The sequence below is a fragment of the Mycobacterium sp. NGS56 genome, assembly GCF_059812425.1.
On record NZ_JCALCQ010000012.1, the window covers coordinates 1 to 24,468 of the forward strand.

Genomic DNA, 24,468 nt, shown 5'->3' on the forward strand with positions numbered 1-24,468 from the left:
CGTCGTTACCGCTGCGGCTGATACCCGAAATACGTTGAGGTGCAGACACATTGGGTGCGGTGGGCGCGAAAGCAGGCTCAAGCTATTGTCAAGGCTGAACGATCGCGCACCGTGATGCGCCACTGGCCGTAGGAGGCGCCCGGCACTTCGTCGCGCGTTACGGCGTGTCCCAATAGCACATGTCGCAGCCGGGATCGGCATTTCGCGGGCCTGCATCGAAATGGGTCAACCGATTTCCTACATTCGGGGTTGTCGGACGCCATCGGGACCGCCTCAGGTCCAGGAGTCACCACCGACAAAACAAATCGCCGGCCTCTGCAGCCATTGAAGTGAAGTGGCACAACGGATTTGATGTCACGAATTCGCGAGCGTCGCACCGGGCGTGCCTTCCCGTCTCACGCTGCCGGCCCCAGCATCGTCTTCCACCCCTCGTCTCCGATGGTGGCCGAATTCGCAACGGAATAAACCACACCGTCGGGACCCACGACCTTGCCGCTGCGCACGTCGTAAAGCGCGGTGGGCAGCCCGCTCGGGGTGTAGGTGCACGGGTTCGGCTGCTGCCCATTGCACAACACGGTGCCCGATCCGGGTCGCTGCAGCGGATCGCTTATCGGCGGCGGTGTACCCGGCACCTGATCGGCGGGCGCCGGGTTGAGGCCGTTGTTGACCGACGGTGCCGGGATCACCAGCCCCGGTTTCACCGGCTGGTTACATCGCGCGCTCGGCGCCGGGCAGGTCAGTACCTGATCGGGGTCGCCATACCAGGGGTTGGTGCCCAGCGGCACATAGGGTTCGGTGCTCCGACATTCTCGCGGGGTGGCCGCTCGCTTCCCCGGTACATCCACGCAGGGGTAATTGCGCGCTCCGCGAACCACATTCGTCGCATCCATCGGGATCTTGCAGTAGGTGCCCGCCGGGAGCGCCGCGGTGCTGGTGTCGGCTGGAGACCGCCATTGCGATGCCGGCAGGAAGCCGGTCAGGCACGGCGGCGGCTGGTTGAGCGAGATGGCGCCGACACCGAGCGCGGCCTGGCCCGGAGACTGCGCGGTCACCGACTGGGCGATCGCACCGGATTGGGGTAAGAACACCAGCGCCTGCTCCACGCCGTTGTGATAGCGCTTGAGCATGTCGATTACGACCTCGAGATTGGCCAGCGTCTGCGGCAACGACTCCCGCACGTCGCCGAATGTGCTGTTCACCCGCGCGGCCGTCGGCGCCGCGCCGGCCAGGATGCTCCGCACCGCCTGATCGTTCTGCGCGGTCTGCGCGGCCAGCGTGTTCAGATTGGCGGCCCAATGCCCAATCGTCTCACCGGAATCGGCCTGGCTGTCGACGATGGGCGCCGCACGTTCGATGATCTCGTCGACGTCGTCGATGCTGCCCCGGAAGTCGTGGGCGATCGCCTGGGTCGCGTCCACCAGGCGTTGCAGCGATGGCCCCAGCCCGCCCACGGCCTGCGACGTCTCGTACAGCAGTGAGGCGACCTTGTCTTTCGGGAGCACCACCAATCCACGGTTGGCGGCATCCAGCGCAGGGCCGATCTGGCTGGGGACCGTGCTTTTGGTGATCGTCTGACCGTCCGCCAGGTACGGACCCCGGTTGGCGGTCGACACCAGGTCGACGTATTGCTCGCCCACCGCCGACACCGAATGCACATTGGCCGCCGCGTCGGCCGGTATGCGATAGCCGTCCTCGATGCTCATCGTTGCGCGCGCGCCGCGTTCGGTCGGTTCGATACCGGTGACCTTGCCGATGGTGATTCCCCGATAGGTCACGTTGGCCGTTCGATACAGGCCCCCGGACTGCGGCAATTCGGCATAAAGCGTGTAACGACCGACGCCGACCAGGCTCGGTATCCGGAGGTAATACCAGCCGAGGACCACCACCGCGGCCACGGCCACCGCCGTCAGAAGCACCAGCTGGGTTTTGATCAAGCGGGGCAACATATTTCATTCACCCCTTTCCACCAACGGCCCGCCCGGGGCGTCGTTGGGGTTCGGCGTGTAGCGCACGTCCGGGATCATGGTGTCCGGATTGCGTCCCCAGGATTGCTCGAGCGCCCGCAGCGCCCCGGAGAATCCGGTACCGGTCAGCGTCGTGTTGTCGATGGTGGACAGCGTCAGGTCGAGCACGGCAGACACATTGACGTAGTCACCGCGGATCACCTGGGAGACGTCATCGATGTTGAACGGCGCGGTGAGTCCCAACTTCAGCGCGCCGGCCACGAACGGGGAGGCCGGGACGAGTTGGCGCAGCGGCCGCTGCAGCGACTGTAGGCTCCGGCGGAGGTTAGGGCGGGTATCGGTCAACGCCCGGTTGGCGGCACTGCTGAAGCGCCCCAGGGATTCGGTGGCGTCGGCGAACAGTTCGCGGGTGTCGGCGAAATGCTGGATCAGCGGCGGGACGTCGGTCAAGACTTGGTCGAGCGTGTCTTTGCGATTCGCGAAGATGGTCAGGAGTTCGTTGGTCGAATCGATTGCGCGGGTGAGGTCATCGCGTTGCCGGTTCAAAGCGGTGATGAAAGTGTCGAGGCGCCCGAGGAATTCGCGCATCTGCTGGGCATGACCATCTAGGATGTTGACGACCTCGGTTTGGATCGCGTCGAGGTTCGCGATGCCGCCGCCATTGAGGATCACCGCGACGCTTGCCAGCGTCCGTTCGACGGTTGGGTAGGCCGAGGAATTCTTCAGCGGGATCGTGTCGCCGCTCTTCAATCGCCGCACGGACGGGTTTCTCGGCGCGGCCAGCTCGACGTGCTGGGTGCCCAGCAGACTGGTCTGGCCGATCTTTGCGGTCGCGTTCGCCGGCAGCTGCACGCCTGGATCGAGATCCAGCCTGACGGTGGCGATCCAGTTCTTCAGGGTGATGGCCCGCACCGTGCCGACCCACACGTCGGCGGCCCTTACCCGACTATTGGTGTTCAGCGCCAACGTGTCTGGCATCTGCACGTAAATCGTCATGTGGTCACTGCCGGTGCCGTGGCCGACCGGCAGCGGCATATCGGCGATGCCCCGCCAATGACAGGACGTCAACATCACCGCGGCCAGTAGCAGCACGAGCTGGCGGCGCAGGGCAGCGAGGGCGGCGGGCCGCCTTGATGGCTTCGGTGTGCCGTTCGCGCTCACCGGGCCGGCCCCGCCTGTGCGGGCGGCGGAAACCACGGCGGGGGCGCCGGATTCGACTCGTCGTAGGCGTTCGGCGGCCCGGGTGAATTGGTCCCCGCCGGCGGAAGCGCGACGTCTTGACCACCCACGAGCTCGGTGAGCGATTCGGCGGTGAGCATGTTGGCGGTAGCCGGCTGGACCTGCGTGCCCTGCATCCCGGGCGCGACCACCCAGCCCGGCTCATGGTTGCCATACGAAAAGGGGGTGTCGCGCGAAAAGATGCCCGGAACGGTGGTGTCTTTGTACCCTGGCGGCGGGCGCAGTCGCTCTTCGGAGTACGCGACTTCCTTCGGCAGCGTGGCCGCGGAGTTGAACGGGTTCAGGCTGGCGGGCGCGTAGTTGAACTTGAGGGTGTCCAGGACCGGCGCCAGATATTGTGCGCACAGCTCGGCCGAGTCTTGATAACCCAGCCGGCTGCCGGCCTGAATGGCGCTGCAGATGAAATGAATCGGGTTGGCGAAGTTGGGGAACACGAACAGGCCCACCAGCGAGCTGTGGGCGGGCTGGTAGAGGTTGTTGAAGTTGCCCGCAAAGGTCGGTAGCACGTGTAAGGCGGTTTCCAGGCCGTTTCGCGGCTCGGGTTGCAGGATGGTGGTGGTCACGTCGGCGAGGTTGTCGACATCGTGGGTCAGCGCGGCCCCATTGTCGTTCAAGAACTTTCGGGCGGCGCCGAGAACGTCGTCGAGGTGGGTGATGGTGTCGCTCACGTCGTGATCGGATTTGGTGAACCAGTCGGTGAACGAAGCGAGGTTGTCGTTGAGCGCGACGAACTGTTGTTTGTGCTGATACAGCGCGGTGACGAACTGGGCCAGACTTTTGGTGATCGCGACGAAGTCCCCTCGTCCCTCGTTGAGCGCGGTCAGCGCCCGCGACAAGTTGTTCAGGGCGTCGTTGACCTGCTGGCCCCTGCCGGCCAGGTTGTCCGCGGCCGATTCGATGATGTCGCCGAACGGCCCCGCCGGCTGCTGGGGGGTCGGGCCCAGCTGCCGCAGGATCCCGTTGATGGAGTCGCGTAGCTGATCCCACTCGACAGGCACCTGAGTGCGTTCGATCGGGATGACCGCGCCGTCATTCAGCACCGGTCCGCCGGTATAGGGCGGTGACAACTGAATGGTGCGCGAGGCCACCAGGCTGGGGTTGAGAATCGATGCGGTGGCCTTGGCCGGCACCTTGTATTTGTTGTTGTAGTGCAAGGTGACTCGCATCTTGTCGCCGGCCGGCTCGATCTTGTCGATCGAACCGACCCGCACACCCATGATCTGGACTCTGTCGCCCGGATATAGCGCCAGAGTCTCGGAGAAGTACGCGACGACCGTGGTAGTGGTCAGTTTTCGGTAGAGCTGCACTCCGGCCGCCGCGGCGACGAAGACGAAGACCGCGGCCAAGGCCGCGACCACCACCACCCGGGCGGACACTTTCGGCAATCGCAGGTTGCGGATATCGAAGATGGTGCTCATCGGTCCCCTGTTCCGTCGGGCGTGATGAATGGTGCCGGCAGCTGCGGTCCCGGTCCCGGCGCCGCCGGTGGACCGGGGGGCAGGCCCGGGGCCAACGTCGACGGTGGCGGGGTCGGACCTGCCGGGCGCAGGTTCTCGGTACGTGCCCCCGGTGGCGCATGCTCGGGAAGCGGTACCACGGTGCCGGGAATGTCCGGCGGCGCCTCACCCGGCCGGCGCGCGCTCGGGATACCGGGCGCCGGCGGCGGTCCGTCGGGGTTTGGCTGCGACGCCGCGACATCCAGCGGCGCCGGAAAACCGCCGAGCACCGCGCCGAACGGTCCTTGATCGGAAAGCGCACAGGGCAAGGGGTTTCCGGGCCGCGGCGGACTGTCGGGTGCCGGCGCGTACGAACAGGGCGATCCCGGCGGTACGGCCGGCCGCGGATGGTCCGGGGTGCCCTCCAGCACCGGCGGCCCCGGGGGCGGTGCGCCATTGGGAAACCTTGTGCCGTTGGGGTCGGGCCAGCGGAATGCCGGCAGCCCGGCGCTGCGCCAGAAGTTCTCCGGGTCGATGCCCCGCTTCTTGAACGCCGCATCGAGCCACGGCTGAAGTACCTGAGCGGGAATCAGATTCGCCACGATCGCCTTGAAGAACGGTCCCGACGCGACCGCTTCGGTCAGGGATGCGGTGTATCTGCTGACCAGTAAGAGCACATCGGACAGTTCCTGCTTGCGCTTGACCAGCTCGTCGCTGACCGTGCCCAGCTCCAGCAGCACGTGATGTGCATTGGGGTTCTCCTTGATGAATTCGGACACCTGTGTCGACACCGATGACACATTGCTCAGCAGGATGCTCAGCGCCTGGCTGCGCTGCCGGAACGCGGCCAGCAAAGTGTTGGCATTGACCAGCAAACTGTCGACCTGTTGGCTACGGTCGCCGAGCACGCGAGTGACCTTGTCGGCGTTGGTCAGCAGCCGCTTGATCTGATCGTCGCGCTTACCGATGGTGCCGGAGAATTTGGCGACACCGTCCAGCGCTGCCTTCAGGTGCGGTGCGGTCTGATCGAACGTCTCCGACAAGACGTTCAGCGACCGTTTGACGACGTCGATGTTCCAATCCGTCGCCGCCTTCGTGACATCGACGAACGCGTCATAGATTTGATACGGGGTAGTGGTCTGGTCGGAAGGGATGATCCCGTTGGGCCGCAGCGCATCCGGACCACGAGGCTGGATCGCCATGTTCTTGCGGCCCAGGAAGGTATCGGTGCGAATCGCGGCACGGCTTTGCGTCCCGATCGTCTTGCCGGGCATCGAAAAGCCAACCAGGACCCGATCGCCGCTGATCACCAGCGAACGCACCAAACCGACGTTCACCCCGGCGATCTCCACCTTGTCGCCGACGCTGATGCCACCGGTGTCGGCGAATTGTGCGTAATAGGTCGGGGTGGCGAACAGCATCGGCACGCTGGTGAAGCTCTGCCCCACACCGACGGCGAGCAGCGTCACCAGCCCGCCCATCAGGCCGACGCGGGTGCGATTGAACTCCGTCAGCGTTCTCATTGCGGCGTGCATCTCCCGGTCGGCTGCCCGAACAGCTTTACCGTGCGCACCGGACCGCCAGGCTGCAACCCATTGACCTTGATCGAGATGTCACACAGGTAGAAGTTGTAGAAGTCTCCGTAAATGCCGCCGGCACGGCCGATTACGCGAAACGCGCCCGGCAGTTTTCCCAGCACGTCGTCAACCGTCGGCAGGTCGTTGATGAGCGACTGCTGAATGCCCTCGAGGTGCCCGAGCGTGTCGTGTAGCACTGGCCGGTCCTCGCTCAACAGATCGGCCGCGGTTCCCGCGGCCTCGCTGATGTGCGCGGTCGCCGCGGCCAGCGGATCGGCCCTGTTCTTCAGGCCGGTGATGAGCAATTCGAGTTTGTCGACGGTGCGATCGAACTCCTTCTCGTGCTTGACGGTGGTGGCCAGCACGGTGTTCAGGTTGTTGATCACCTCGCCGATCGCCCTGTCCCGGTCGGCCAGCGCGCTGGTCAGTGTCGCCGTCTGGTCGAGGATGTCGGTGATCGTGGCGCCCTGTCCCTGGAAAACGGTGATGATCGACTGGGCGATGCTGTTGACCTTGTTGGGGTCCAGGGCCTTGAACAGCGGCCGGAATCCGCCGATCAGTGCGTCGAGATCCAGGGCCGGCTGGGTGTGCTCGAGCGGGATCTGGCCACCGGGGGCCAGTCGGTGGGCGCTCTCGCCGTGTTTGAGCTCCAGATAGCGGTCACCGATCAGGTTGAGGTAGCGAATCGACGCGGTCGTCCCGCGGTCCAGCGGTAGTGAGCGATCTACCTTGAACTCCACCAACACCCGGGTGTCACCGTCGATCAATGTCACCTTGGCGACCTTGCCGACTTCCACCCCCGAAGCGCGCACGAACTGCCCCGCCCGTAGCCCGCTCGCGTCGGTGAACACCGCAAAGTATCCGGTGGTGCGATCGAATCGCACCTGGCCGAACACGATGACGATCATCACGGTGAACATCGCCAGCACCGACCAGAAGATGGCGAGTTTTACTGCTGTACCGGTGATTTTCATGGATTGATCGTGTTCTCCCCGAATTGGCGGCCCCAGACGTATTCGGTGGCCAGCGGCTGGCCGAGTCCGAAATGGTTATAGGGCGCGAGGCTGGCGCCGGTGTCCATCACCAGATACGGTGCGGGCCACAGGTCCCGGGTGATCTTCTGCCAACAGCCGGGCCGCCCGCCGGGGCCACCATGAGCGTTCACCCGCGGCAGGTTATCCGGATAGACATAGGGATTGGGCGCACCGATGATCGAACCGGCCGCTGCGAGCGAATAACCGTTGCCGCCAGCCGCTTTCGCGACTTCCGGAGCGGCGTCACGAAAGTTGCGGATCATGCAGAACAGTTCGGGGCTGTAGGTGTCGAGCAGGTCGGCCGTCGGCACCAGATCCGCGGCACCGCGCGACAGATACGGCCCGCCCCGGGCGAAGATGTCCTCCCCGTTGTGACCCACACCCACGGCCGCCAACAGCGCGGCGTCCAGGTCGCCCTGTTGCCTGGTCAGGGTGCGTGCGGTGGTCATCGCGTTGCGCAGAAAGGCCCACAGGTCGGGTGCGGCCTTGGTGTACACGTCGGCGAGGTCCGCCAATCGCCGCACGTCATACCGGATCTGCGGCATTCGCGGATTCAGCTGCGCCAGAATTGCATTGCCGTTGACGATGGACTGCCCGAACTTGCTTCCCAGTCCGTCCAGCGCCTGCGCCAGCGCGGACAACGTCGCGTTCAGCTCGATCGGACTGACTTTTTCGGCTATCGAGGTGACCGTCTCGAACAACGTGTTGAATTCGGTGGTCACCGAGCGCGCGTCGATCACATCATGCGGCGAGATGCGCTGCTTTGACGGGTTTTCCGGCGCAATCAGGGATACATATTTGTTGCCGAACAGTGTCGCCGCCTCGATGTTGGCCACCACGTTCACCGGAATCAGCTTGATGTAGCGCGGATTCACCTCCAACGCCAGCTTGGCGGCCGGAGCGCCGTCACGCTCGATTTCCGAAATACCGGCCACCCGGCCGATCTCGACCCCGTTGTAGGTGACTTTGGATCCCGGCTCCATCACCAGGCCGGCCCTGGTGGCGACCATCGTCAGCTCGGTCTTAGGGGTGAAGTCCCCGCGAAATTGCAGGTACACCAGCGCCAAAACCAGTCCGGAGACCAACAGCAACATCACACCCTCGACGTACACCCAGGCGCGTCGACCCATCCGCGGCACCGGCGTCATCGGTTACACCGTCAGATTGAAGTTCGGGTCGACGCCGTAGAGCGCCAACTGGGCGAGCAGGACCACAATCACCACCGAAACCAGTGAGAATCGCATCGATCGACCGACCGCTTGGCCGACGCCGACCGGACCGCCGCTGGCCGTATAGCCGTAGTAGCAGTGGGTGATCATCACCACCACCGCGATGATGACGACCTCCAGAACCGACCAGCCCACGTCCTCGGGGCGCAGAAAGGTGCGGAAGTAGTGCTCGTAGGTGCCGTTTGACTGTCCATAGAACACCGTCGTGACGACCTGGCCCGACGTGAATGCCATGTCGAGGGCGAGGGCGTACAGCGGCACGATCACCGCCAGCCCGCCCAGGATTCGCGTGGAGACCAGAAACGAAATCGACTTGATGCCCATGACTTCCAGCGCGTCGATCTCCTCGCTGATCCGCATGGCACCCAGCTGGGCGGTTGCACCGGCGCCGACGGTGGCCGCCAGGGTGACCCCGGCGACGATCGGTGCGGCGATGCGGGTGTTGGCCAGTGCGGCAAAGAAGCCGGTGAACGCCTCCACGCCGATGTTGCCCAGCGACGCGAAGCCCTGAATGGCGATCAGCGATCCGCCGGACAGCGTCACGAACCCGATGATCGCGACGGTGCCGCCGACCACGGCCATCGCGCCGGTACCCATGCCGATCTCGGCGACCAGGCGCAGCGTCTCGCGCCGGTAATGGCGCAACGCCCACCCGATCTGGCCGACGCTGATCCGGGCGAACCTCGCGAAAATCCCGATCTGGTAAAGCCTTCGGACCGTGCCGCCGCCGTAGCGGTCGAGGTTGGCTGCCGTTCGCGGGTAGCGGGCGCGTAGCGCGCCGGGCGCGGATATCACGGCCACGTCAGCGGCCCGTCCCGAACCGCACGCCGATCGTGGTCAGCACCACGTTGACGGCGAACAGCGCGATCACGCACAACACCAGCGTCTCGTTGACGGCGGTGCCGACACCCTTGGGACCGCCCTTCGTGGTCAGTCCGCGATAGCAGCCGACCAGACCGGCGATGGTTCCGAAGATGGCCGACTTCACCACCGAGATGACCACCTCGGGCAGGCCGGTGATCAACGTGAGGGTTCCCACGTAGGCGCCTGCCGAAATGTGCTGGATGAAAACACCGAACACGAATCCACCGACCAGGCCGATGGTTATCACCGCGCCGTTGAGCAGGGTGGCGACGATGGTCGCGGCAACGACGCGGGGCACCACCAGCCGGTGGATCGGGTCGATGCCGAGCACCTCGAGCGCATCGATCTCCTCGCGAATGGTGCGCGCGCCCAAGTCGGCACAGATCGCGGTGGATCCGGCACCGGCGATCACCAGCACGGTGGTCAGCGGACCCAGCTGCGTCACCGCGCCCAAAGCCGCACCGGCGCCGGAGATGTCGGCCGCGCCGAACTCCGCCAGCAGGATGTTGAGCGTGAAGATGATCAGCACGGTCAGCGGAATCGCGACCGCGAGGGTCGGCAGCAGCGAGACACTGGTGATGAACCAGCCCTGCTCGATCGTCTCCCGCCACTGGAAGGGCCGCCGGAACAGCGCCTTGCCGGTCAGCACGCAGGTCCGGAAGAAACCGCCGACCGCGTCGACCCCCGGCTGCACCTGGCCGCGGAGATACGTGGCAATCACCGCGTGGCTGCTCATCGCCGCTTCTCCCGCCATTCGAGCGCGGTGATCATGGTGGAGTTGGCGAGTTCGAGAACGTCCTGGCCGGCTTTGCCCGCCTCGGCCGCATCGCCGTCAAAGACCGCCCGGGCCAGCGTCCGGTACATGTCCGTTCGGTTGGCCTCGGTCTTCATCGCGTCGGCCAGGGCGGTCAAAGCCCGCTCGTATGCCGGCCGAAAAGGGTTGTACATCAACCGGAACACGATCGAACCGGAGCTGTCGACCAGATGATCCCAGAAAGCGAGGGTTTCTCGCTGCCACTCGAGCGTGCCGGCCGAGGCCTCGAGGCTGAGCAGCGAATGTGCAAGCAACCCAACCAGTTCGGGTCCGTGTTGTTCGGCTGCCAGTTCTGCGACCTTCGGGCCGATGCGCAACCGGGCCTCGAGGAGGCTGCGGAAAACGGCGGCATCGAGTTCGCCGTCGCGAAACAACAACTGGGGCAGCAGATCGAGGCCGGCGTGCCGCCGATAATCTCGCACCGTGGTGACGCCGCCCTGGCGCACCTGGACCAGGCTGGCCGCCGAGAGCCGCTTGAGCGCCTCACGGACAGCGGGCCGGGATACCCCGAGAACCTCGGCCAGCCGACGCTCGCTGGGCAACGCCGCACCTGGCCGCATCTCGCCGCTGAGCACATCGGTCGCGATTTGGTCGAAGACCGCTTCAGGCACGGATCGGCGACTTACCGGCTGGAGCGCCATGCGGCCAGTGTGGCTGGCCGAAAGCCAGTCAGGTGGTCAGACCACCGGCGTGTCGCAATCTTTCCGTTCGGCTAAAGCTACGTCCGCTGCGCTGCCACGAACAGATTCGCTGGCACGTAGTCGCGGACTTCCTCGGGCGCCGCGCGCCCGTAGCCGGCCATCAACTCGTCGGACGGTGTCACCGTCACTTCCCAGCCGTGGCGGCCGAACCACTCGCCTACGTCCTCCCGCTCCTCGAAATACCAGAGCTCGTCGGTTCGGGGCAGCTCGCGGTCCGGATCGATACCGGCCATCAGCCCGCGGATCCGGTCCATCCGTTCACGGCGGTTGGCGCGGACCTGTGGGTCGAGGAATTTCGGGCCCAATGCCTCCACCGCCACCCGGCTGCCGGGGACGGTCAACTCCTGAATGCGTTCGAACAGTAGGTCCTGGGCGGCCGCCGGCAGATATGGCATCAAGCCCTCGGCCGACCAGACGCTGGGCGCACGGACATCAAAACCCGCCTGCCGCAACGCGGTCGGCCAGTCCTGGCGAAGGTCCACCGCCACCGATACGCGGTTGCAGGCGGGCTGCGCCCCATGCTCGGCCAACGTGGCCGCCTTGAAGTCCAGCACCCGGGTCTGGTCGAGCTCGTAGACCGTCGTGCCCGCCGGCCAGGGCAACCGCCAGGACCTCGCGTCCAGACCGGCCGCCAGGATCACCGCCTGGCGAATGCCCGCCCCGGTGGCATCGAGAAAGAACTTGTCGAAAAACGCGGTACGCGAAGCCATGTAGCCGACCATCGACTGCATCTGCAACGGCAACGTCGGTTCGGCGTCGACGACCTCGTCCGGTAGCTGTGCGCCAGAGTGCCAGTTCCACACACCGTCACCCGCCGCGTCGAGGAAGATCTGGGCGAATGGATCTGTGATCAACGGGTTTTCGCTGCGGGTCTCCGCCGCGCGGGCCGAGGCCACACCCAACGCGGTCGCCCCCACGCTTTCGGTGATCTCCCAGCTGTCGTCGTCGGTTCTGGCTCCGCTCATCTATCCGGTCACCCTGCCTTTCTGGTCCGTCGCGCCGATACAAACAGCGTCTGCGGTGTGGCGTGGTCGATGTCCCGAGGTGGCCTGCGGTCGTAGCCGGCCATCAGCTGAAGCGCCGCAGTGACCGTCACAGCCCAGCCGTGCCGGCGCGCGCCGCAATGCGGACGGCCAATCGTGGCGCAGGTCGACGGGGACGCTGGCCAGCTTGCAGGTCGGCTGCGCGCCGTTGTCATCAGCGTCGACGCCCTGAAGTCCAGCACCTTCGGCTGGTCCAGCTTGCACACCGTGATGCCGTCCGGCCAGGGCAACCGCCACGCCCGCGAGTCCAGTCCCGCAGCCAAAATCACCACCTGGCGCACGCCCGCGGTGGTGGTGTCGAGGAAGAACTTGTCGAAGAACGCCGTCCGCGCGGCCATCTAGTCGACCATTCCCTGCATCCGCGGCCTGAGGTCGGGTTCCATCTCGGCGATCTGGGCGGGCAGGTTCGCAGGGGCGAACCTCCCACCTGCCGTTGCCGGCCGCCTGCAGGAACACCCACGCGAACGGGTCGCTGATCAGCGGGTTCTCGCCTTCGGTCTCGGCCGCCCGGGCCGCGGCCACGCCGAGCGCCGTCGCCCCGACGCTCTCGGTGATCTCCGAGCTGTCGTTGTCCGTCGTGGCCACGCCGGTTCCCTCCCGCTTTTGCCAGCACGCCTACTTACCCGACCCTACGCGCGCCGGATGAGTGGGAGCTGTCCACGAACCGGGTATTGAGTTAACTTGTCGGCGGGCCACTTAGCAGGCCGGAAGCACGGTGTCGGCGCAAACCCGAAGGATCGTTGAGACATGCGAGTTGACGGGCGCGACGTCGTCGTTTCCGGCAACTTGCTGCAGCCATTGACCCGGCGGACCAATGACATTCTGCGGGTGCTGCTGGCGTCGCTCTTCTTGGCGCTGGTGATCACGGGTTCGGTGATCACCCGCCCGCAATGGATCGCGTTGGAGAAATCCGTTTCGCAGATCGTCGGCGTCTTGTCGCCGACGCAATCCGACGTGGTGTACCTGATCTACGGATTGGCGATCGTGGCATTGCCGTTCATGATCCTCATCGGCCTCATCGTCGCCGGACAGTGGAAACTGCTGGGCGCGTACGCCACCGCGGGGCTGATCGCGATCGTCTTGTTGTCGATCAGCGGCACCGGCCTCTCCGCGCCGCGGTGGCACTTCGACGCCCTCGACCGGCTGACCACGCTGCCCGCGCAGCTGCTCGACGACCCCCGGTGGATCGGGATGCTGGCGGCGGTGCTGACGGTGTCGGGGCCGTGGCTGCCGGCGCGCTGGCGGCGCTGGTGGTGGGCGCTGCTGCTGGCCTTCGTCCCCATCCATCTGGTGGTCAGTGCCATCGTCCCGGCGCGCTCGTTGGTGGGCCTGGCGGTGGGATGGGTCGTCGGCGCGCTGGTGGTGCTCGTCGTCGGCACTCCCGCGCTCGAGGTACCGCTGGACGCCGCGGTGCGTGCGCTCGCCAAGGCCGGCTTCGCCGTTACGCGGCTCACCGTGGTCCGGCCGGCCGGCCGCGGCCCACTGATCCTTTCGGCCGATGGCGAACATCTCGGGGAAACGGCGCTGATCGAGCTGTACGGCCCGCATCAACGCAGCGGCGGGGCCCTGCGCCAGCTGTGGGACAAGCTGAAACTACGCGACGCCGAAACCGCACCCCTGGTGACCTCCATGCGCCGGGCCGTGGAGCATCGAGCGTTGATGGCGATCGCCATCGGCGACGCGGGCCTGGCCAACACGGCGACGGTCGCAGTCGCCCCACTGGACCGGGGCTGGATGCTCTACTCGCACCGACCTCCTGGCGGGACGCCCATCGACCAATGCGCGAAAACGATTCCCGTTGCCCGGCTGTGGGAATCGCTGCGAGTCCTCAACGACCGCCGGATCGCCCACGGCGACCTACGCAGCCACCACATCACGGTGGAGGACGACACCGTGATGTTCGGTGGGTTCGGCAACGCCGAATACGGTGCGACCGACGCCCAACTCCAATCCGACATCGCACAGCTCCTGGTGACCGCCTCCGCCCTTTACGACCCGAAGTCCGCGGTGGGCGCGGCGATCGAAGTGTTCGGGAAGGACACCATCCTCGCCGCCTCTCGTCGGCTCACCAAAGTCGCTGTGCCGCAATATATTCGGCGGTCAGTGCCGGACGCCGGTGCCGTCATCTCCGGCGCGCGGGCCGAGGTCAAGCGCCAAACCGGCGCCGACAAGATCAAGCCCCAGACCATCACCAGGTTCACTCGCAGCCAGTTGGTTCAGCTGGTGCTCTTCGGCGCGCTGGTCTATGTCGCGTACCCCTTCATCAGCACGGCGCCGACGTTCTTCTCTCAACTCACGACCGCGAACTGGTCGTGGGCGCTGCTGGGCCTGCTGGTATCGGCCCTGACGTACGTCGGAGCGGCCGCAGCATTGTGGGCCTGCGCGGACGGCATGGTGAACTTCTGGACGCTGTCAATCGCCCAGGTGGCCAACACTTTTGCGGCAACCACGACGCCGGCGGGCGTCGGCGGGTTGGCACTGAGCACGCGGTTCTTACAGAAGAGCGGCCTGTCGGCGATGCGAGCGACCGCCGCAGTGGCCCTGCAACAGTCGGTGCAGGTGATCGTGCACATCGCGCTGCTGGTCTTGTTCAGTGCGGCGGCCGGCGCATCGATGAACCTGCGGCATTTCGTCCCGAGCGCGACCCTGCTGTACCTGATCGCGGGGGTTGCGCTGGGCATCGTCGGCACGTTCCTGTTCGTGCCCACGCTGCGCAAATGGCTGGCGACCGAAGTGCGCCCCAAATTGAACGAGGTGGTGACCGATCTGGTCAAGCTCGCGCGCGAACCGCGGCGGCTGGCTCTGATCCTGCTGGGTTCTGCGGGCACCACCCTCGGTGCGGCACTGGCGTTATGGGCCAGCATCGAAGCATTCGGCGGCGGAACGACTTTCGTTGCCGTCACCATGGTCACCATGGTGGGCGGGACGCTGGCTTCTGCAGCGCCCACGCCCGGCGGTGTCGGAGCGGTCGAAGCGGCCCTGATCGGTGGTCTGGCCGCGTTCGGCGTGCCGGCGGCCGTCGGCGTGCCGTCGGTCCTGCTGTACCGGGTGCTGACCTGCTGGCTGCCGGTGTTCGTCGGCTGGCCGGTGATGCGGTGGCTGACCACCAATGACATGGTCTGAGGATCTAGTTTTCCGCCTGAACTACTACGAAAACCGTTGAGGTACGCACGCTTTGGCCGACCGTGGTGGTCAATGACACCAGGTAGTAATCCTCGGGTACCGACTGGGCGACCGTGATCGCAACGGTGACCCTGGCCGATCCGTCAGCGGCGAATCGACCCGATGCGGGCTTCACGTCGATCCCGACATCCGAGGACGCTCCCGTGACGGCGTAGCCGTCGGTGCCCTCCGTCATGCGTTGCGCATCGACGGTAACGCTGCCGGTGTGTCCGGGTGCGATCGTGACGACGGGCTCAGCAACGTTGACGGCCACCGCCGAAGTGCCCGCCGCGAACGACGGCGGCGCGTCCGCTTCGCCTGTGCCCCAGCGCTTGTCCGGGTAGGCCGCCAGCGAAAATAGCAGTGTGCCGCCGGTGCTGATGATCGACTCGGGCAGCGACGTACGGTCGGTTGCCCGGCCGTCGACCTTCAGGCCGCTGATGTACTTGAGGTGCCGGGGCCCGGATGCGCCGGGCGCTGCGATTCGAATGGATTTCCCTGCAGGCAAAGCTATTTCGACGCGGTCGAACAGCGGAGCGCCCACGGTGAGGATCGGCGTTCCCGGGGTGGCCGGGTACAGGCCCATAGCCGCCCACACGTACCAGCTGGCCAGTGCGCCCAGGTCGTCGTTGCCCGGCTCACCGTCGGCGGTCGGAGCGAACAGCCCGCGTACCCGGTCGACCGTGCGTTGAGTCTTCCACGGTTGCCCGATGTAGTTGTACAGCCACGGCACACCGAAACTCGGTTCGTTGCCGGCCCACAGGTAAGGCTGGTTGGGCCCCACATTGAGCTTCTTGGTGAAGCGGTCGAGCCGATCGGCGACGGCGGCGCGGCCGCCGAGGGCCGTCACCAGGCCCGCGACGTTGTGCGGTACCGACCAGACGTACTGTTCGGCATTGCCCTCGTCGTACCCGACCTGGCCGAAGTTCCCCGGCGCCACCACAACCCCCGGACCGCGCCGGAAGAAGCCGGACCAGCTGCGCGGCGAAATGTATCGCGTGGTCGGGTTGAACAGGTTCTGCCAATACTGAGCCCGCTTCTGGAATGCGGCGGCGGTCGCGGCGTCGCCCAGCGTCTCGGCGAATCGTGAGATGGCGAAGTCGTCGAGTGACCACTCGAGGGTGATCGACGCGTCGGCGATCCAGCCATTGCGGCCGAACTCCAACGTGAAGGGCGCATACCCGAACCGCTGGTAGGTGGCGATGCCGGGACGCTCCACATAACCGCTCAGGCCAATCCCGCCTTTGGTCGCCCCATCGACCATGTAGCGCAGCGCCGTTTTGGTGTCGAAGTCGTTGGCCCCGAACGTATTCAGGGTCACGATGAGCGGTATCACGCTATCCCCGGTCATCTCGCCGGTTGCCGCGTTGGCAAACGCCCAGCGCGGCAGCGCACCGCTCTGCTCGGCGTCGTTCACCAACGACTGGGCCATGTCGCTGGCCCGGTCGGGGAACAGCAACCCCTGCAACGCGGCGAGGCACCGGTAGGTGTCCCAGTCGGAGAAGTTGGCGTACTGCGTGTGGCCGGCGGCCACCGTATAGATGGAGCCGTCGAACCCCACGTAGCGGCCATCGGCATCATTGAAGACGTTGGGGTGCAGAAGCGATCGATACAAGGAGGTGTAGAAGGTGGTCAGATCGTCGAAGTCGCGGCCGGCCACCGTCACACGGGACAGTGCGGCGTTCCATTCCCTCGAAGCCGCGCCGCGAACGTCATCGAAGCCCGCCGCGCCCTCGGCCGCCAGATTCGACCACGCCCCGTCGATGCCGACGTAGGAGATCGCGGTGCGCACCTCGAGCGTCGAGCCGGCCGGAAATTCCACATAGCCGCCGCTGTACGGCGCGTTCGCACTGCGGGCGCCGGCGTTGACGACATTGCCATCCCAGGATCCGTACGAGGTGAAAGGCTGGCTGAACTTCATTGCGAAATACACCGTGTAGGCGTTCGGCTTGTCGCAGAAGCCGCCGCTGGTGGCCCACCCGGTGATGGTGGTGTTGTCCTCACCGATCTGGATGGTCGCTCGGGAGTTACCCGCCAAGGACGAGCCGGAGCGCACCTGGAGAAGGGCTGCACGGCCGTTGCGCGGGTAGCTGAAACGGCCCACGCCCGTGCGCGCGGTGGCGGTGAGTTCGGCCTTTACCCCGGTCCCGGGGAACCGCACCGTGTAATAGCCGGGGATACCCTGCTCGGTGTCGTCGTGAGCGATCTCCTCGGCGGCGTTCCACGGTTGCAGGCCGATCGCGCCGGTGACCGGCAGCATCGAGATATCGCCGAAGGCAGCGCATCCCACCGACGCGTGGGTCATGCTGAAGCCGGTGGCGCGCGGATTGTCGTAGTTGTATCCGGCGTAGTTGCCGACCGTGTCCGGCGAATACTGCACCATCCCGAACGGCACGGTGGCGCCGGGGAAGTTGTTGATCTCCCCCACCGTCTCGCCGCCCGTCCCGGTGCCGATGAGGGTCGCGACATGGTCGACCGGGTTCGCCACGACCACGGGCGGACCGTCGTATCCCTTCGGTGGCGCCGCGGCAATGAAGACCATGAAGACAGCCGACGCCGCGATGACTGCGATGAGGGCCCGCCGCGAGCGCATACCTGTCTAATACTCCGAAAAAGACCGCATAACGCCATATTCGTATGGCGTTTTGGCCGACGAATTTCGATAACGATCGGCGGTGCGGTGTCGCCGCGTCGCCAGATCAGAAAAATACCGGCAAAGCTGCAAGGTATTTCGGTTACTGTCAGCCCACCACGGCTGGCGCTGGTACCGGCCCAATTTTCGGGAGATTGGATCGATGAAACATTTGACGCTAGCAACCATTTCCGTAGCGCTGAGTTTGGTGCTCGTCGGTTGCGGCCAGGACAATAAATCCGGCGATAAAACGTCGACGTCCACTTCGTCGACCACGTCGACGGCCTCGTCAACGTCGTCGCACACGAGCGCGGCAGCGGCGGCCAAAGCCAAATACACCATCGCCGACTACGTGAAAGACAACAACATCTCCGAGACGCCGGTGCACCACGGCGATCCCGGCCCGAACGTCGACCTGCCGGTGCCTGCGGGCTGGCAGCTCAATGCGGACTCCGGTACCTCCTACGGCGGCATCGTGCAACTTGCGCCCGCCAATCCCTCGGATCCGCCCACGGTCTCGGCACTGTTCTCCAGGCTGAGCGGCAACGTCGACCCGGCGAAGCTCATCGAGTACGCGCCCGGCGAGGTGCAAAATCTGCCCGGATTCCAGGGCAGCGGAAACGGCTCCGCCTCCACGCTCGGCGGTTACCAGGCCTGGCAGGTGGGCGGCACGTACCAGCGCAGCGGTCAGACTCGCGCCATCGCGCAGAAAACGGTGGTCATCCCCAGTCAGGGCGCGGTCTACGTGCTGCAACTCAACGCCGATGGGCTCGAGACCGATCAAGGTCCGTTGATGGACGCCACCAACGTCATCGACGAACAGACCACCATCAGCGCCGGCTGAACCCGGCTGCGCGCCCGCAAAGACCGGCAGGCTCCGCGGGTTCGCTCACACGATTCCCGCACCCGCGGCCGCGCGGGTTCGCATGACGGAAGGTGTCTCGAAGCCGGCGCCGGCCGCGGCGCGCCGCACCACCGCGCCGACCGTATCCACACGGTCCAGCGGCACCAGGGCGATCACACAGCCGCCGAAGCCGCCGCCGGTCATCCGGGCGCCCAACGCGCCCGCGCCCACCGCGGTGTCCGCGATCAGGTCGATGCGTTCGGTGGTGATCTCGAAGTCGTCGCGCATGGAGGCGTGCGAGGCGGTGAAAATTCGCCCGGCCTCGGGATAGTCCGAGTCGCACAGCGCCGCAACGCAATCGGTGACTCGCCGGTTTTCGGTGAGCACGTGGCGGGCGCGGCGGGCGTCGACCGGGTCACGCACGCCGGCCAAGACGGCGAGGCCCTGTCGACCCGCGAGGTCCTGCGCCTCACGCAGCGACGATGCCGACAGATCGGCGGCCGCCCGCTCGCACGACGCGCGCCGCGCCGCGTAGTCGCCATCGGCGTGGCTGTGGCGCTCCCGGGAGTCGATCAGCAACAACGCGACACCCGCGGAGTCCGGGTCGAAAACCACCGGCGTGACGCTGAGGTCGGCGAAGTCGATCAGCACCGCCGTCGCGTCGCGGCCAAATAGCGAAGCAAGCTGGTCGAGCAAACCCGTTGGCGCGCCCACATATTCGTTTTCGGCGCGCTGGGCCAGCCGGGCCCGTTCCGCCGAGTCGATGTGGAGCCCGGCCGCGGACGCGATCGCGCCCAGCGCCGCACATTCCAGCGCCGCCGAGGAGGACAGGCCCGATCCCATTTCCACATCGCTGGTGATCGACATCGTGCCGCCGGGCACGGGGTAGCCGCCCTGGCGCAGGGCCCACACCACCCCGGCGACGTAGGCAGCCCAGCCGCCCACCTCTTTTGGAGCCGTGCCGATCCGAACACGCACCGGGGCATCCGCGCGGTCGCTGACCACGGTGATCGCGTCGTCGTCGGCGGGTGTGAAGGTCGCGACGGTGCGCTGCGGCAGGGCGATGGGCAGCGCTAGACCAAGGTTGTAGTCGGTGTGTTCGCCGATCAGATTGATCCGCCCCGGCGCGGCGTAACGGATCGTCATCGCAGTTCGGCCAGCCGCTGGGCCACATTCTCCGGAGTGACGTCACCGATGAAGGCGTCCATCGCCGATTCGGATGCCGCCAGGTACTTGAGCTTGGTGGCGCTGCGCCGGATGGACATCAATTCGACGTGGAAGTAGCCCTCGGCCTGAGCCGCGGTGTCGGAGTATTGGTGCAGCGCCGAGATATAGGGCAGCGGTTCGGAATACATCCGATCGAAGCGCCCGAGCACGTCGAGGTAGACGAGGACGAACGCGTCGAGTTCACTCCCGCTGAGTTCGGTCAGGTTGCGCACGAGCCTGTTCGGGTAGATGTGCACCTCTACCGGCCAGCGCGCCGCGAACGGCACGAACGCGGTGAACAGCTCGTTGCGCGCGATGATGCGGCTGCCGTCGGCGGCCTCACGTGCGAGCAAATCACCGAAGAGATTGGTGCCGTGCCGTTTTCGATGTTGACGCGCCTGCTCGAGCATGGTGACGGTGCGCGGCGTCAGGTACGGATAGCCGTAGATCTGGCCGTGCGGATGAGTCAACGTCACCCCGATTTCCTCGCCGCGGTTCTCGAAGCAGAACACCTGCTCGATGCCCGGCCTGGCCAACAGGTCGGCGGTGCGATGCCGCCACGCCTCGACGACCAGCCGCGCGTGCGCCGGCTCCAGCTGGGCGACGGACCCGGTGTGGTCGGCGGAGAAACAGATCACTTCGCAGCGGCCATGCCCGGGCGCGGTCACGAAGCCGTCCTCGGCGGGCACCGGCGCGACGGCGGGCAACGACGGCAGCGCGGCGGACAGGCTGGGGAACCGGTTCTCGAATACGACGACGTCGTAGTCGGGGGCGGGCACCTCACTGGTCAGCCCGGTCGGTCCCGGACACAGCGGGCACGCCTCCGGCGGCGGCTTGTAGGTGCGGTCCTGGCGCAGCGCCGCGATGATGACCCATTGCCCGGTGGTTCGGTCGAACCGCAACTGCGACTGCTGCTCGGTGGATCGCGCCGGCAGCGGCCGGCGGTCCTCGACCGGTGCCGGATGATGCCCGGGCAGCGCGAAGAACAGCAGGTCACGACCGTCAGCCAGCTTCGCGCGGGTCGGCTCAGTCACGATGTCGAAGACTAGCTTGGTCGCCGCGGCGCGGTTCGGGTAACCATGATGCGTAAGCGCAAGAGAGGCGGTCTGTCGATAAGTGTTCTTGAGGAGCGCGCGCGCAATTGGGTGATCGGCTCCGATCCCGGCTTGCTTCGGCTGCGAATGGCGACCCGGACCACGGGCGCGCTCGGCCTTTCCCTGCTGGTGCTTTTCATCCTGACCAGGGCTACGGGACAACCACTGACGGTCGCCCTGTTGGGCGTCGTCATCACCATGGTCGCGTCGCGCTCGGTCAACGAAGCCGACCCGCGCCAGCAGCGGATCACCATGGCGCTGCTGCCGCTGCCCGCGGCGGCGTCCATCACCGCGGCCGCGGTGCTGGCGCCGCACGCGGTGGTCAGCGACGCCGTCTTCGTGGTGGTCGTGTTCACCGCGGCATATATCCGGCGATTCGGCGCACGCGGCAGGGCGCTGGGCATGGTCGCATTCATGTCCTACTTCTTCACGCTGTATCTGCACGCCCGCGTCGCGGAGTTGCCCTGGATGATCGGGGCGGTCGCGGTGGGCACCGTGTGCACGTACGTGATGAGCACCTACGTGATGCCCGATCGACCCGAGCGGGTGCTGAGTGCCACCATTCGGGCGCTGCGGGCGCGGATGGCGATCGTCCTCGACACGACCGCCGAAGCGGTGCGGACCGGCCGCCTAGACGAACGACGGCGACGGCGCATGCGGGCCCGCACCGTCCGGCTCAACGAGACCGCCCTGATGGTGCAGAGCCAGATCGAGGACAAGGCCGACCCGGGCACCCTGTGGCCCGGGGTCACCGCCGAACAATTGGCCCCCTGGCTGCTGGATGCCGAGCTCGCCATCGAATGGGTGGCCACCGCAGGCCGGCGGGCGGCCGTCCTCGCTTGCGAGGACCCCGATTCCATGCCCGCGCCCACCCGGGCCGCGGTCGTCGACGCGCTCAATCAACTGTCGCGCGCCATCCGGCTTCCTGAACCCGACGGGCTGCGCCGGGCCGCCGAGCGCGCGCAGCGGCTGCTCGACGGGCAGCACGAGCCCGCAGGCGACGACGAGGGCGGCGCGGCCGTGCGCCGCCTCGCACTGGCGATCATCAACGCCGCGTCGGCGACTTCCGACGTCCGGGCGATCGTCGACCGGGTGGCCGCCGGCCGACCTCTCGACGACGCCGACACCCCGCCCCAGCCACCCGACGCCGTCCCCGACAACACCGAGGACGAGCCGGCCACCGGGCTGCGGCCGACCACCCGGCAGGCCATTCAGGTCTCCGTCGCCGCAGCCTTGGCCATCGTGGTCGGCGAGCTGGTTTCGCCGGCGCGCTGGTATTGGGCGGTGATCGCGGCGTTCGTCATCTTCGCGGGCACCAACTCGTGGGGCGAAACCCTGACCAAGGGTTGGCAACGCCTGCTCGGGACGCTGCTCGGCGTGCCCTGCGGCGTCTTGGTGGCCACGCTGCTGACCGGTCATGAGCGAGCGGCATTGGCCGGCATCTTCGTGTGCCTGTTCTGCGCCTTTTACTTCATGACGGTCACCTACAGCCTGATGACCTTCTGGATCACCACCATGCTGGCGCTGCTGTACGGCCTGCTCGGCCAGTTCTCGTTCGCCGTGCTGATGCTGCGGATCGAAGAAACGGCGATCGGTGCCGTCATCGGGGTTACGGTCGCGGTCCTGGTGCTGCCCACCAACACCAGAACGGCGATCCGCAGCGAAGCTCGCGCCTTCTTGACGAGCCTGTCCGTCCTGATCGAGACCTCGGCCGCGACGATGTTCGGTGACAAGTTCAGCGTCAGCCCATCAGAGCAGGCGCGCCGGCTCGACCGGGACCTGCAGCAGTTCCGGGTCACCGCCAAACCGTTGCTGGCCGGCGTCGCCGGACTTGCCGGGCGGCGCAGCATCCGCCGCGCCCTGCGGATCTTCACCGCCTGCGACCGCTACGGCCGGAGCCTGGCGCGCAGCGCCGAGCAGTATCAGGACCCGGTCGGGGCGCCATCCTCGGAACTAGCGCAAGCCTTTTGCGCGGCCGCGGCCCAGACGAGGCGCAACATCGATGCCCTGCAGGAAGCCATCGAGGGCGGCCACGCCCCGACCCTGGTCTCGGCGACCGACGAGCTCGACGCCGCCGAGACGGTGGCCCGGCAATGCGACGGCAACGGCCCCGGCGACACGGCCAACGACACCCGTCGCTTCCTGACCGCCGTGCACGCCCTGCGCCAGATCGAGCGCGCCGTCATCACCGCGGCCACCAATCTCGGTGGGCGCGAACGCGTCAGGACGGCCAGCCCCGCGCCCTCGCGTTGAGGGGCCTCGATTTGCTACGCAATCCGAACGTGGGCGGCTACCATCTTGCTAGCCGCCGCGGCCGGCAAGCAGGAGTCGAGGAGAAACCCATGGCGACACCGCACCTCCCGCCGGGCTTCGATTTCACCGACCCCGACATCTACGCCCATCGGCTTCCCGTGCGAGAGTTCGCCGAATTGCGGGCCACGGAACCCATCTGGTGGAACGAGCAGCCGCTCGAGCAAGGGGGCTTCGGCGACGGCGGCTACTGGGTGGTGACCAAGCACCGCCACATCCGTGAGGTGTCATTGCGCAGCGATGTCTTCTCATCGGCCAGCAAGTCGATCGTGCCGCGCTATCGAGAAGACTTGGCGCAGCGGCAGATCGAGGCGGGGCGATCCTCGATGATCATGATGGATGATCCCCGGCACAGTCGGCTGCGCAAGATCATCTCGCGTGGCTTCACGCCTCGCGCGGTCGAACGGTTACGCGCCGAACTCACCGAACGCGCGCGATGCATCGCTGCCGATGCGGCCGCGCACGCGTCGGGAGACTTCGTCCGTCAGGTGGCGTGCGAGCTTCCGCTGCAGGCTATTTCGGGTCTGCTCGGCGTACCGGCGGAGGACTACGACAAACTGTTCGACTGGACCAACAACATGATCGGCAGCGACGACCCAGAGTTCGCCGACCATGATGCGACGACGTCGGCGGGCGAATTGATGTGGTATGCCATGCAATTGGCGGCACGCAAGGCCGAGGAACCCGGCCCGAAAGATCGGGACATCGTCACCACGCTGATCAAGGCCGATTCCGAGGATCAGCGACTCTCCGAGGCCGAGTTCGGCATGTTCGTGGTCACGCTGGCCGTGGCCGGCAACGAAACGACCCGAAACTCGATCACCCAAGGGATGATGGCGTTCACCGACCACCCGGATCAGTGGGAGTTATTCAAGGAGCAACGGCCGAAGACGGCGGCCGACGAGATCATCCGCTGGGCCACCCCGATCACGGCGTTTCAGCGCACCGCGCTGGTGGATACCGAACTCGGCGGCGTGCCCGTCGCGAAGGGCCAGCGGGTGGTGCTGTTCTACCGGTCGGCGAATTTCGACGAAGAGGTCTTCGACAACCCGTTCACGTTCGACATTCTGCGCAGCCCCAACCCGCATGTCGGATTCGGCGGCACCGGGGCGCATTACTGCATCGGGGCCAACCTGGCCCGCATGACGATCGACCTGATGTTCAACGCGATCGCCGACCACATGCCCGACCTGCGCTCTGCCGGCGATCCGCAACGGCTGCGGTCGTCCTTCATCAACGGCATCAAACACTGGCAGGTCGACTACCGGGGAGAGTGTCCGGCGACGGCACGCTGAGTAGCCCGCGCCCTACATCCGATC

The 24,468-nt window shown here is 66.4% G+C and carries 17 protein-coding genes and 1 pseudogene; 4 read left to right on the forward strand and 14 right to left on the reverse strand.

Annotated features, from left to right (window positions below):
- Positions 1-395: 395 nt before the first annotated feature.
- From AC5Y4F_RS21915 to AC5Y4F_RS21965, 11 genes and pseudogenes are all read right to left on the reverse strand, one after another.
- Positions 396-1,946, reverse strand: coding sequence for an MCE family protein (locus AC5Y4F_RS21915; RefSeq protein ID WP_067933541.1), 1,551 nt, complete (start codon positions 1,944-1,946; stop codon positions 396-398).
- Between the two features lie 3 nt (positions 1,947-1,949).
- Positions 1,950-3,071: a virulence factor Mce family protein gene (locus tag AC5Y4F_RS21920; protein WP_255405006.1), complete on the reverse strand. Its 1,122-nt coding sequence runs from the start codon at positions 3,069-3,071 to the stop codon at positions 1,950-1,952.
- Between the two features lie 50 nt (positions 3,072-3,121).
- Entirely contained in the window at positions 3,122-4,621 is a 1,500-nt protein-coding gene (locus tag AC5Y4F_RS21925; RefSeq protein WP_499998613.1) for a virulence factor Mce family protein, read from the reverse strand.
- The gene (locus AC5Y4F_RS21930) at positions 4,618-6,162 is read right to left on the reverse strand and encodes a virulence factor Mce family protein (RefSeq protein ID WP_499998616.1); all 1,545 of its coding nucleotides are present in this window, start codon (positions 6,160-6,162) and stop codon (positions 4,618-4,620) included. Before AC5Y4F_RS21930 ends, AC5Y4F_RS21925 begins: the two co-directional genes overlap by 4 nt.
- Entirely contained in the window at positions 6,159-7,190 is a 1,032-nt protein-coding gene (locus AC5Y4F_RS21935; RefSeq protein WP_499998619.1) for a virulence factor Mce family protein, read from the reverse strand. The genes AC5Y4F_RS21930 and AC5Y4F_RS21935 overlap by 4 nt, the downstream gene beginning before the upstream one ends.
- Positions 7,187-8,398 (reverse strand): MCE family protein, encoded by a 1,212-nt coding sequence (locus tag AC5Y4F_RS21940; RefSeq protein ID WP_499998621.1) that lies wholly within the window; start codon positions 8,396-8,398, stop codon positions 7,187-7,189. The genes AC5Y4F_RS21935 and AC5Y4F_RS21940 overlap by 4 nt, the downstream gene beginning before the upstream one ends.
- Positions 8,399-8,401: 3 nt before the next feature.
- On the reverse strand, positions 8,402-9,280 hold the full coding sequence (locus tag AC5Y4F_RS21945; RefSeq protein WP_067933554.1) for an ABC transporter permease: 879 nt from the start codon (positions 9,278-9,280) through the stop codon (positions 8,402-8,404).
- A 1-nt stretch (position 9,281) separates the two neighbouring features.
- The gene (locus AC5Y4F_RS21950) at positions 9,282-10,079 is read right to left on the reverse strand and encodes an MlaE family ABC transporter permease (protein WP_067933640.1); all 798 of its coding nucleotides are present in this window, start codon (positions 10,077-10,079) and stop codon (positions 9,282-9,284) included.
- A complete protein-coding gene (locus AC5Y4F_RS21955) occupies positions 10,076-10,798 on the reverse strand; it encodes a FadR/GntR family transcriptional regulator (protein ID WP_499998625.1) in 723 nt (240 codons plus the stop codon). The genes AC5Y4F_RS21950 and AC5Y4F_RS21955 overlap by 4 nt, the downstream gene beginning before the upstream one ends.
- Positions 10,799-10,875: 77 nt before the next feature.
- Positions 10,876-11,823 (reverse strand): class I SAM-dependent methyltransferase, encoded by a 948-nt coding sequence (locus AC5Y4F_RS21960; RefSeq protein ID WP_067933558.1) that lies wholly within the window; start codon positions 11,821-11,823, stop codon positions 10,876-10,878.
- Positions 11,824-11,913: 90 nt separating this feature from the next.
- Positions 11,914-12,486 (reverse strand): annotated as a pseudogene (locus tag AC5Y4F_RS21965) (SAM-dependent methyltransferase); the annotation flags it as partial.
- A 162-nt stretch (positions 12,487-12,648) separates the two neighbouring features.
- On the opposite strand from AC5Y4F_RS21965, the gene AC5Y4F_RS21970 reads away from it, so the two are divergent.
- On the forward strand, positions 12,649-15,024 hold the full coding sequence (locus tag AC5Y4F_RS21970) for a lysylphosphatidylglycerol synthase transmembrane domain-containing protein (protein ID WP_499998628.1): 2,376 nt from the start codon (positions 12,649-12,651) through the stop codon (positions 15,022-15,024).
- A gap of 4 nt (positions 15,025-15,028) precedes the next feature.
- On the opposite strand, the gene AC5Y4F_RS21975 is transcribed toward AC5Y4F_RS21970, so the two are convergent.
- Positions 15,029-17,656 carry a GH92 family glycosyl hydrolase gene (locus tag AC5Y4F_RS21975; RefSeq protein ID WP_499998631.1) on the reverse strand — a complete coding sequence of 876 codons (2,628 nt, stop codon included), beginning with the start codon at positions 17,654-17,656 and terminating at the stop codon, positions 15,029-15,031.
- Positions 17,657-17,858: 202 nt separating this feature from the next.
- Between AC5Y4F_RS21975 and lpqN the strand changes: the two genes are divergently transcribed.
- A complete protein-coding gene (gene lpqN, locus AC5Y4F_RS21980; RefSeq protein WP_067933565.1) occupies positions 17,859-18,539 on the forward strand; it encodes an envelope biogenesis lipoprotein LpqN in 681 nt (226 codons plus the stop codon).
- Between the two features lie 45 nt (positions 18,540-18,584).
- Here lpqN and AC5Y4F_RS21985 read toward each other — a convergent pair whose 3' ends face one another.
- Positions 18,585-19,685 carry a galactokinase gene (locus AC5Y4F_RS21985; protein ID WP_067933566.1) on the reverse strand — a complete coding sequence of 367 codons (1,101 nt, stop codon included), beginning with the start codon at positions 19,683-19,685 and terminating at the stop codon, positions 18,585-18,587.
- The gene (gene galT / locus AC5Y4F_RS21990) at positions 19,682-20,779 is read right to left on the reverse strand and encodes a galactose-1-phosphate uridylyltransferase (RefSeq protein WP_067933567.1); all 1,098 of its coding nucleotides are present in this window, start codon (positions 20,777-20,779) and stop codon (positions 19,682-19,684) included. Before galT ends, AC5Y4F_RS21985 begins: the two co-directional genes overlap by 4 nt.
- A gap of 111 nt (positions 20,780-20,890) precedes the next feature.
- Here galT and AC5Y4F_RS21995 point away from each other — a divergent pair, with 111 nt between their 5' ends.
- Both AC5Y4F_RS21995 and AC5Y4F_RS22000 read left to right on the forward strand, forming a co-directional pair.
- Complete coding sequence (locus tag AC5Y4F_RS21995; protein ID WP_499998785.1) at positions 20,891-23,092, forward strand: FUSC family protein; 2,202 nt, start codon at positions 20,891-20,893, stop codon at positions 23,090-23,092.
- Positions 23,093-23,181: 89 nt separating this feature from the next.
- Positions 23,182-24,444, forward strand: a complete 1,263-nt coding sequence (locus tag AC5Y4F_RS22000) for a cytochrome P450 (protein ID WP_499998636.1) — start codon at positions 23,182-23,184, stop codon at positions 24,442-24,444.
- The last annotated feature ends 24 nt before the right edge of the window (positions 24,445-24,468 follow it).

Excerpts from the sequence above, each read along its gene's own strand:
- AC5Y4F_RS22000 (WP_499998636.1), top strand. The coding sequence starts at position 23,182 with ATGGCGACACCGCACCTCCCGCCGGGCTTCGATTTCACCGACCCCGAC.
- AC5Y4F_RS21950 (WP_067933640.1), bottom strand. The coding sequence starts at position 10,079 with ATGAGCAGCCACGCGGTGATTGCCACGTATCTCCGCGGCCAGGTGCAG.
- AC5Y4F_RS21935 (WP_499998619.1), bottom strand. The coding sequence starts at position 7,190 with ATGAAAATCACCGGTACAGCAGTAAAACTCGCCATCTTCTGGTCGGTG.
- AC5Y4F_RS21955 (WP_499998625.1), bottom strand. The coding sequence starts at position 10,798 with ATGGCGCTCCAGCCGGTAAGTCGCCGATCCGTGCCTGAAGCGGTCTTC.
- AC5Y4F_RS21925 (WP_499998613.1), bottom strand. The coding sequence starts at position 4,621 with ATGAGCACCATCTTCGATATCCGCAACCTGCGATTGCCGAAAGTGTCC.
- AC5Y4F_RS21930 (WP_499998616.1), bottom strand. The coding sequence starts at position 6,162 with ATGAGAACGCTGACGGAGTTCAATCGCACCCGCGTCGGCCTGATGGGC.
- AC5Y4F_RS21985 (WP_067933566.1), bottom strand. The coding sequence starts at position 19,685 with ATGACGATCCGTTACGCCGCGCCGGGGCGGATCAATCTGATCGGCGAA.
- AC5Y4F_RS21915 (WP_067933541.1), bottom strand. The coding sequence starts at position 1,946 with ATGTTGCCCCGCTTGATCAAAACCCAGCTGGTGCTTCTGACGGCGGTG.
- AC5Y4F_RS21970 (WP_499998628.1), top strand. The coding sequence starts at position 12,649 with ATGCGAGTTGACGGGCGCGACGTCGTCGTTTCCGGCAACTTGCTGCAG.
- AC5Y4F_RS21960 (WP_067933558.1), bottom strand. The coding sequence starts at position 11,823 with ATGAGCGGAGCCAGAACCGACGACGACAGCTGGGAGATCACCGAAAGC.
- AC5Y4F_RS21940 (WP_499998621.1), bottom strand. The coding sequence starts at position 8,398 with ATGACGCCGGTGCCGCGGATGGGTCGACGCGCCTGGGTGTACGTCGAG.
- AC5Y4F_RS21975 (WP_499998631.1), bottom strand. The coding sequence starts at position 17,656 with ATGCGCTCGCGGCGGGCCCTCATCGCAGTCATCGCGGCGTCGGCTGTC.
- lpqN (WP_067933565.1), top strand. The coding sequence starts at position 17,859 with ATGAAACATTTGACGCTAGCAACCATTTCCGTAGCGCTGAGTTTGGTG.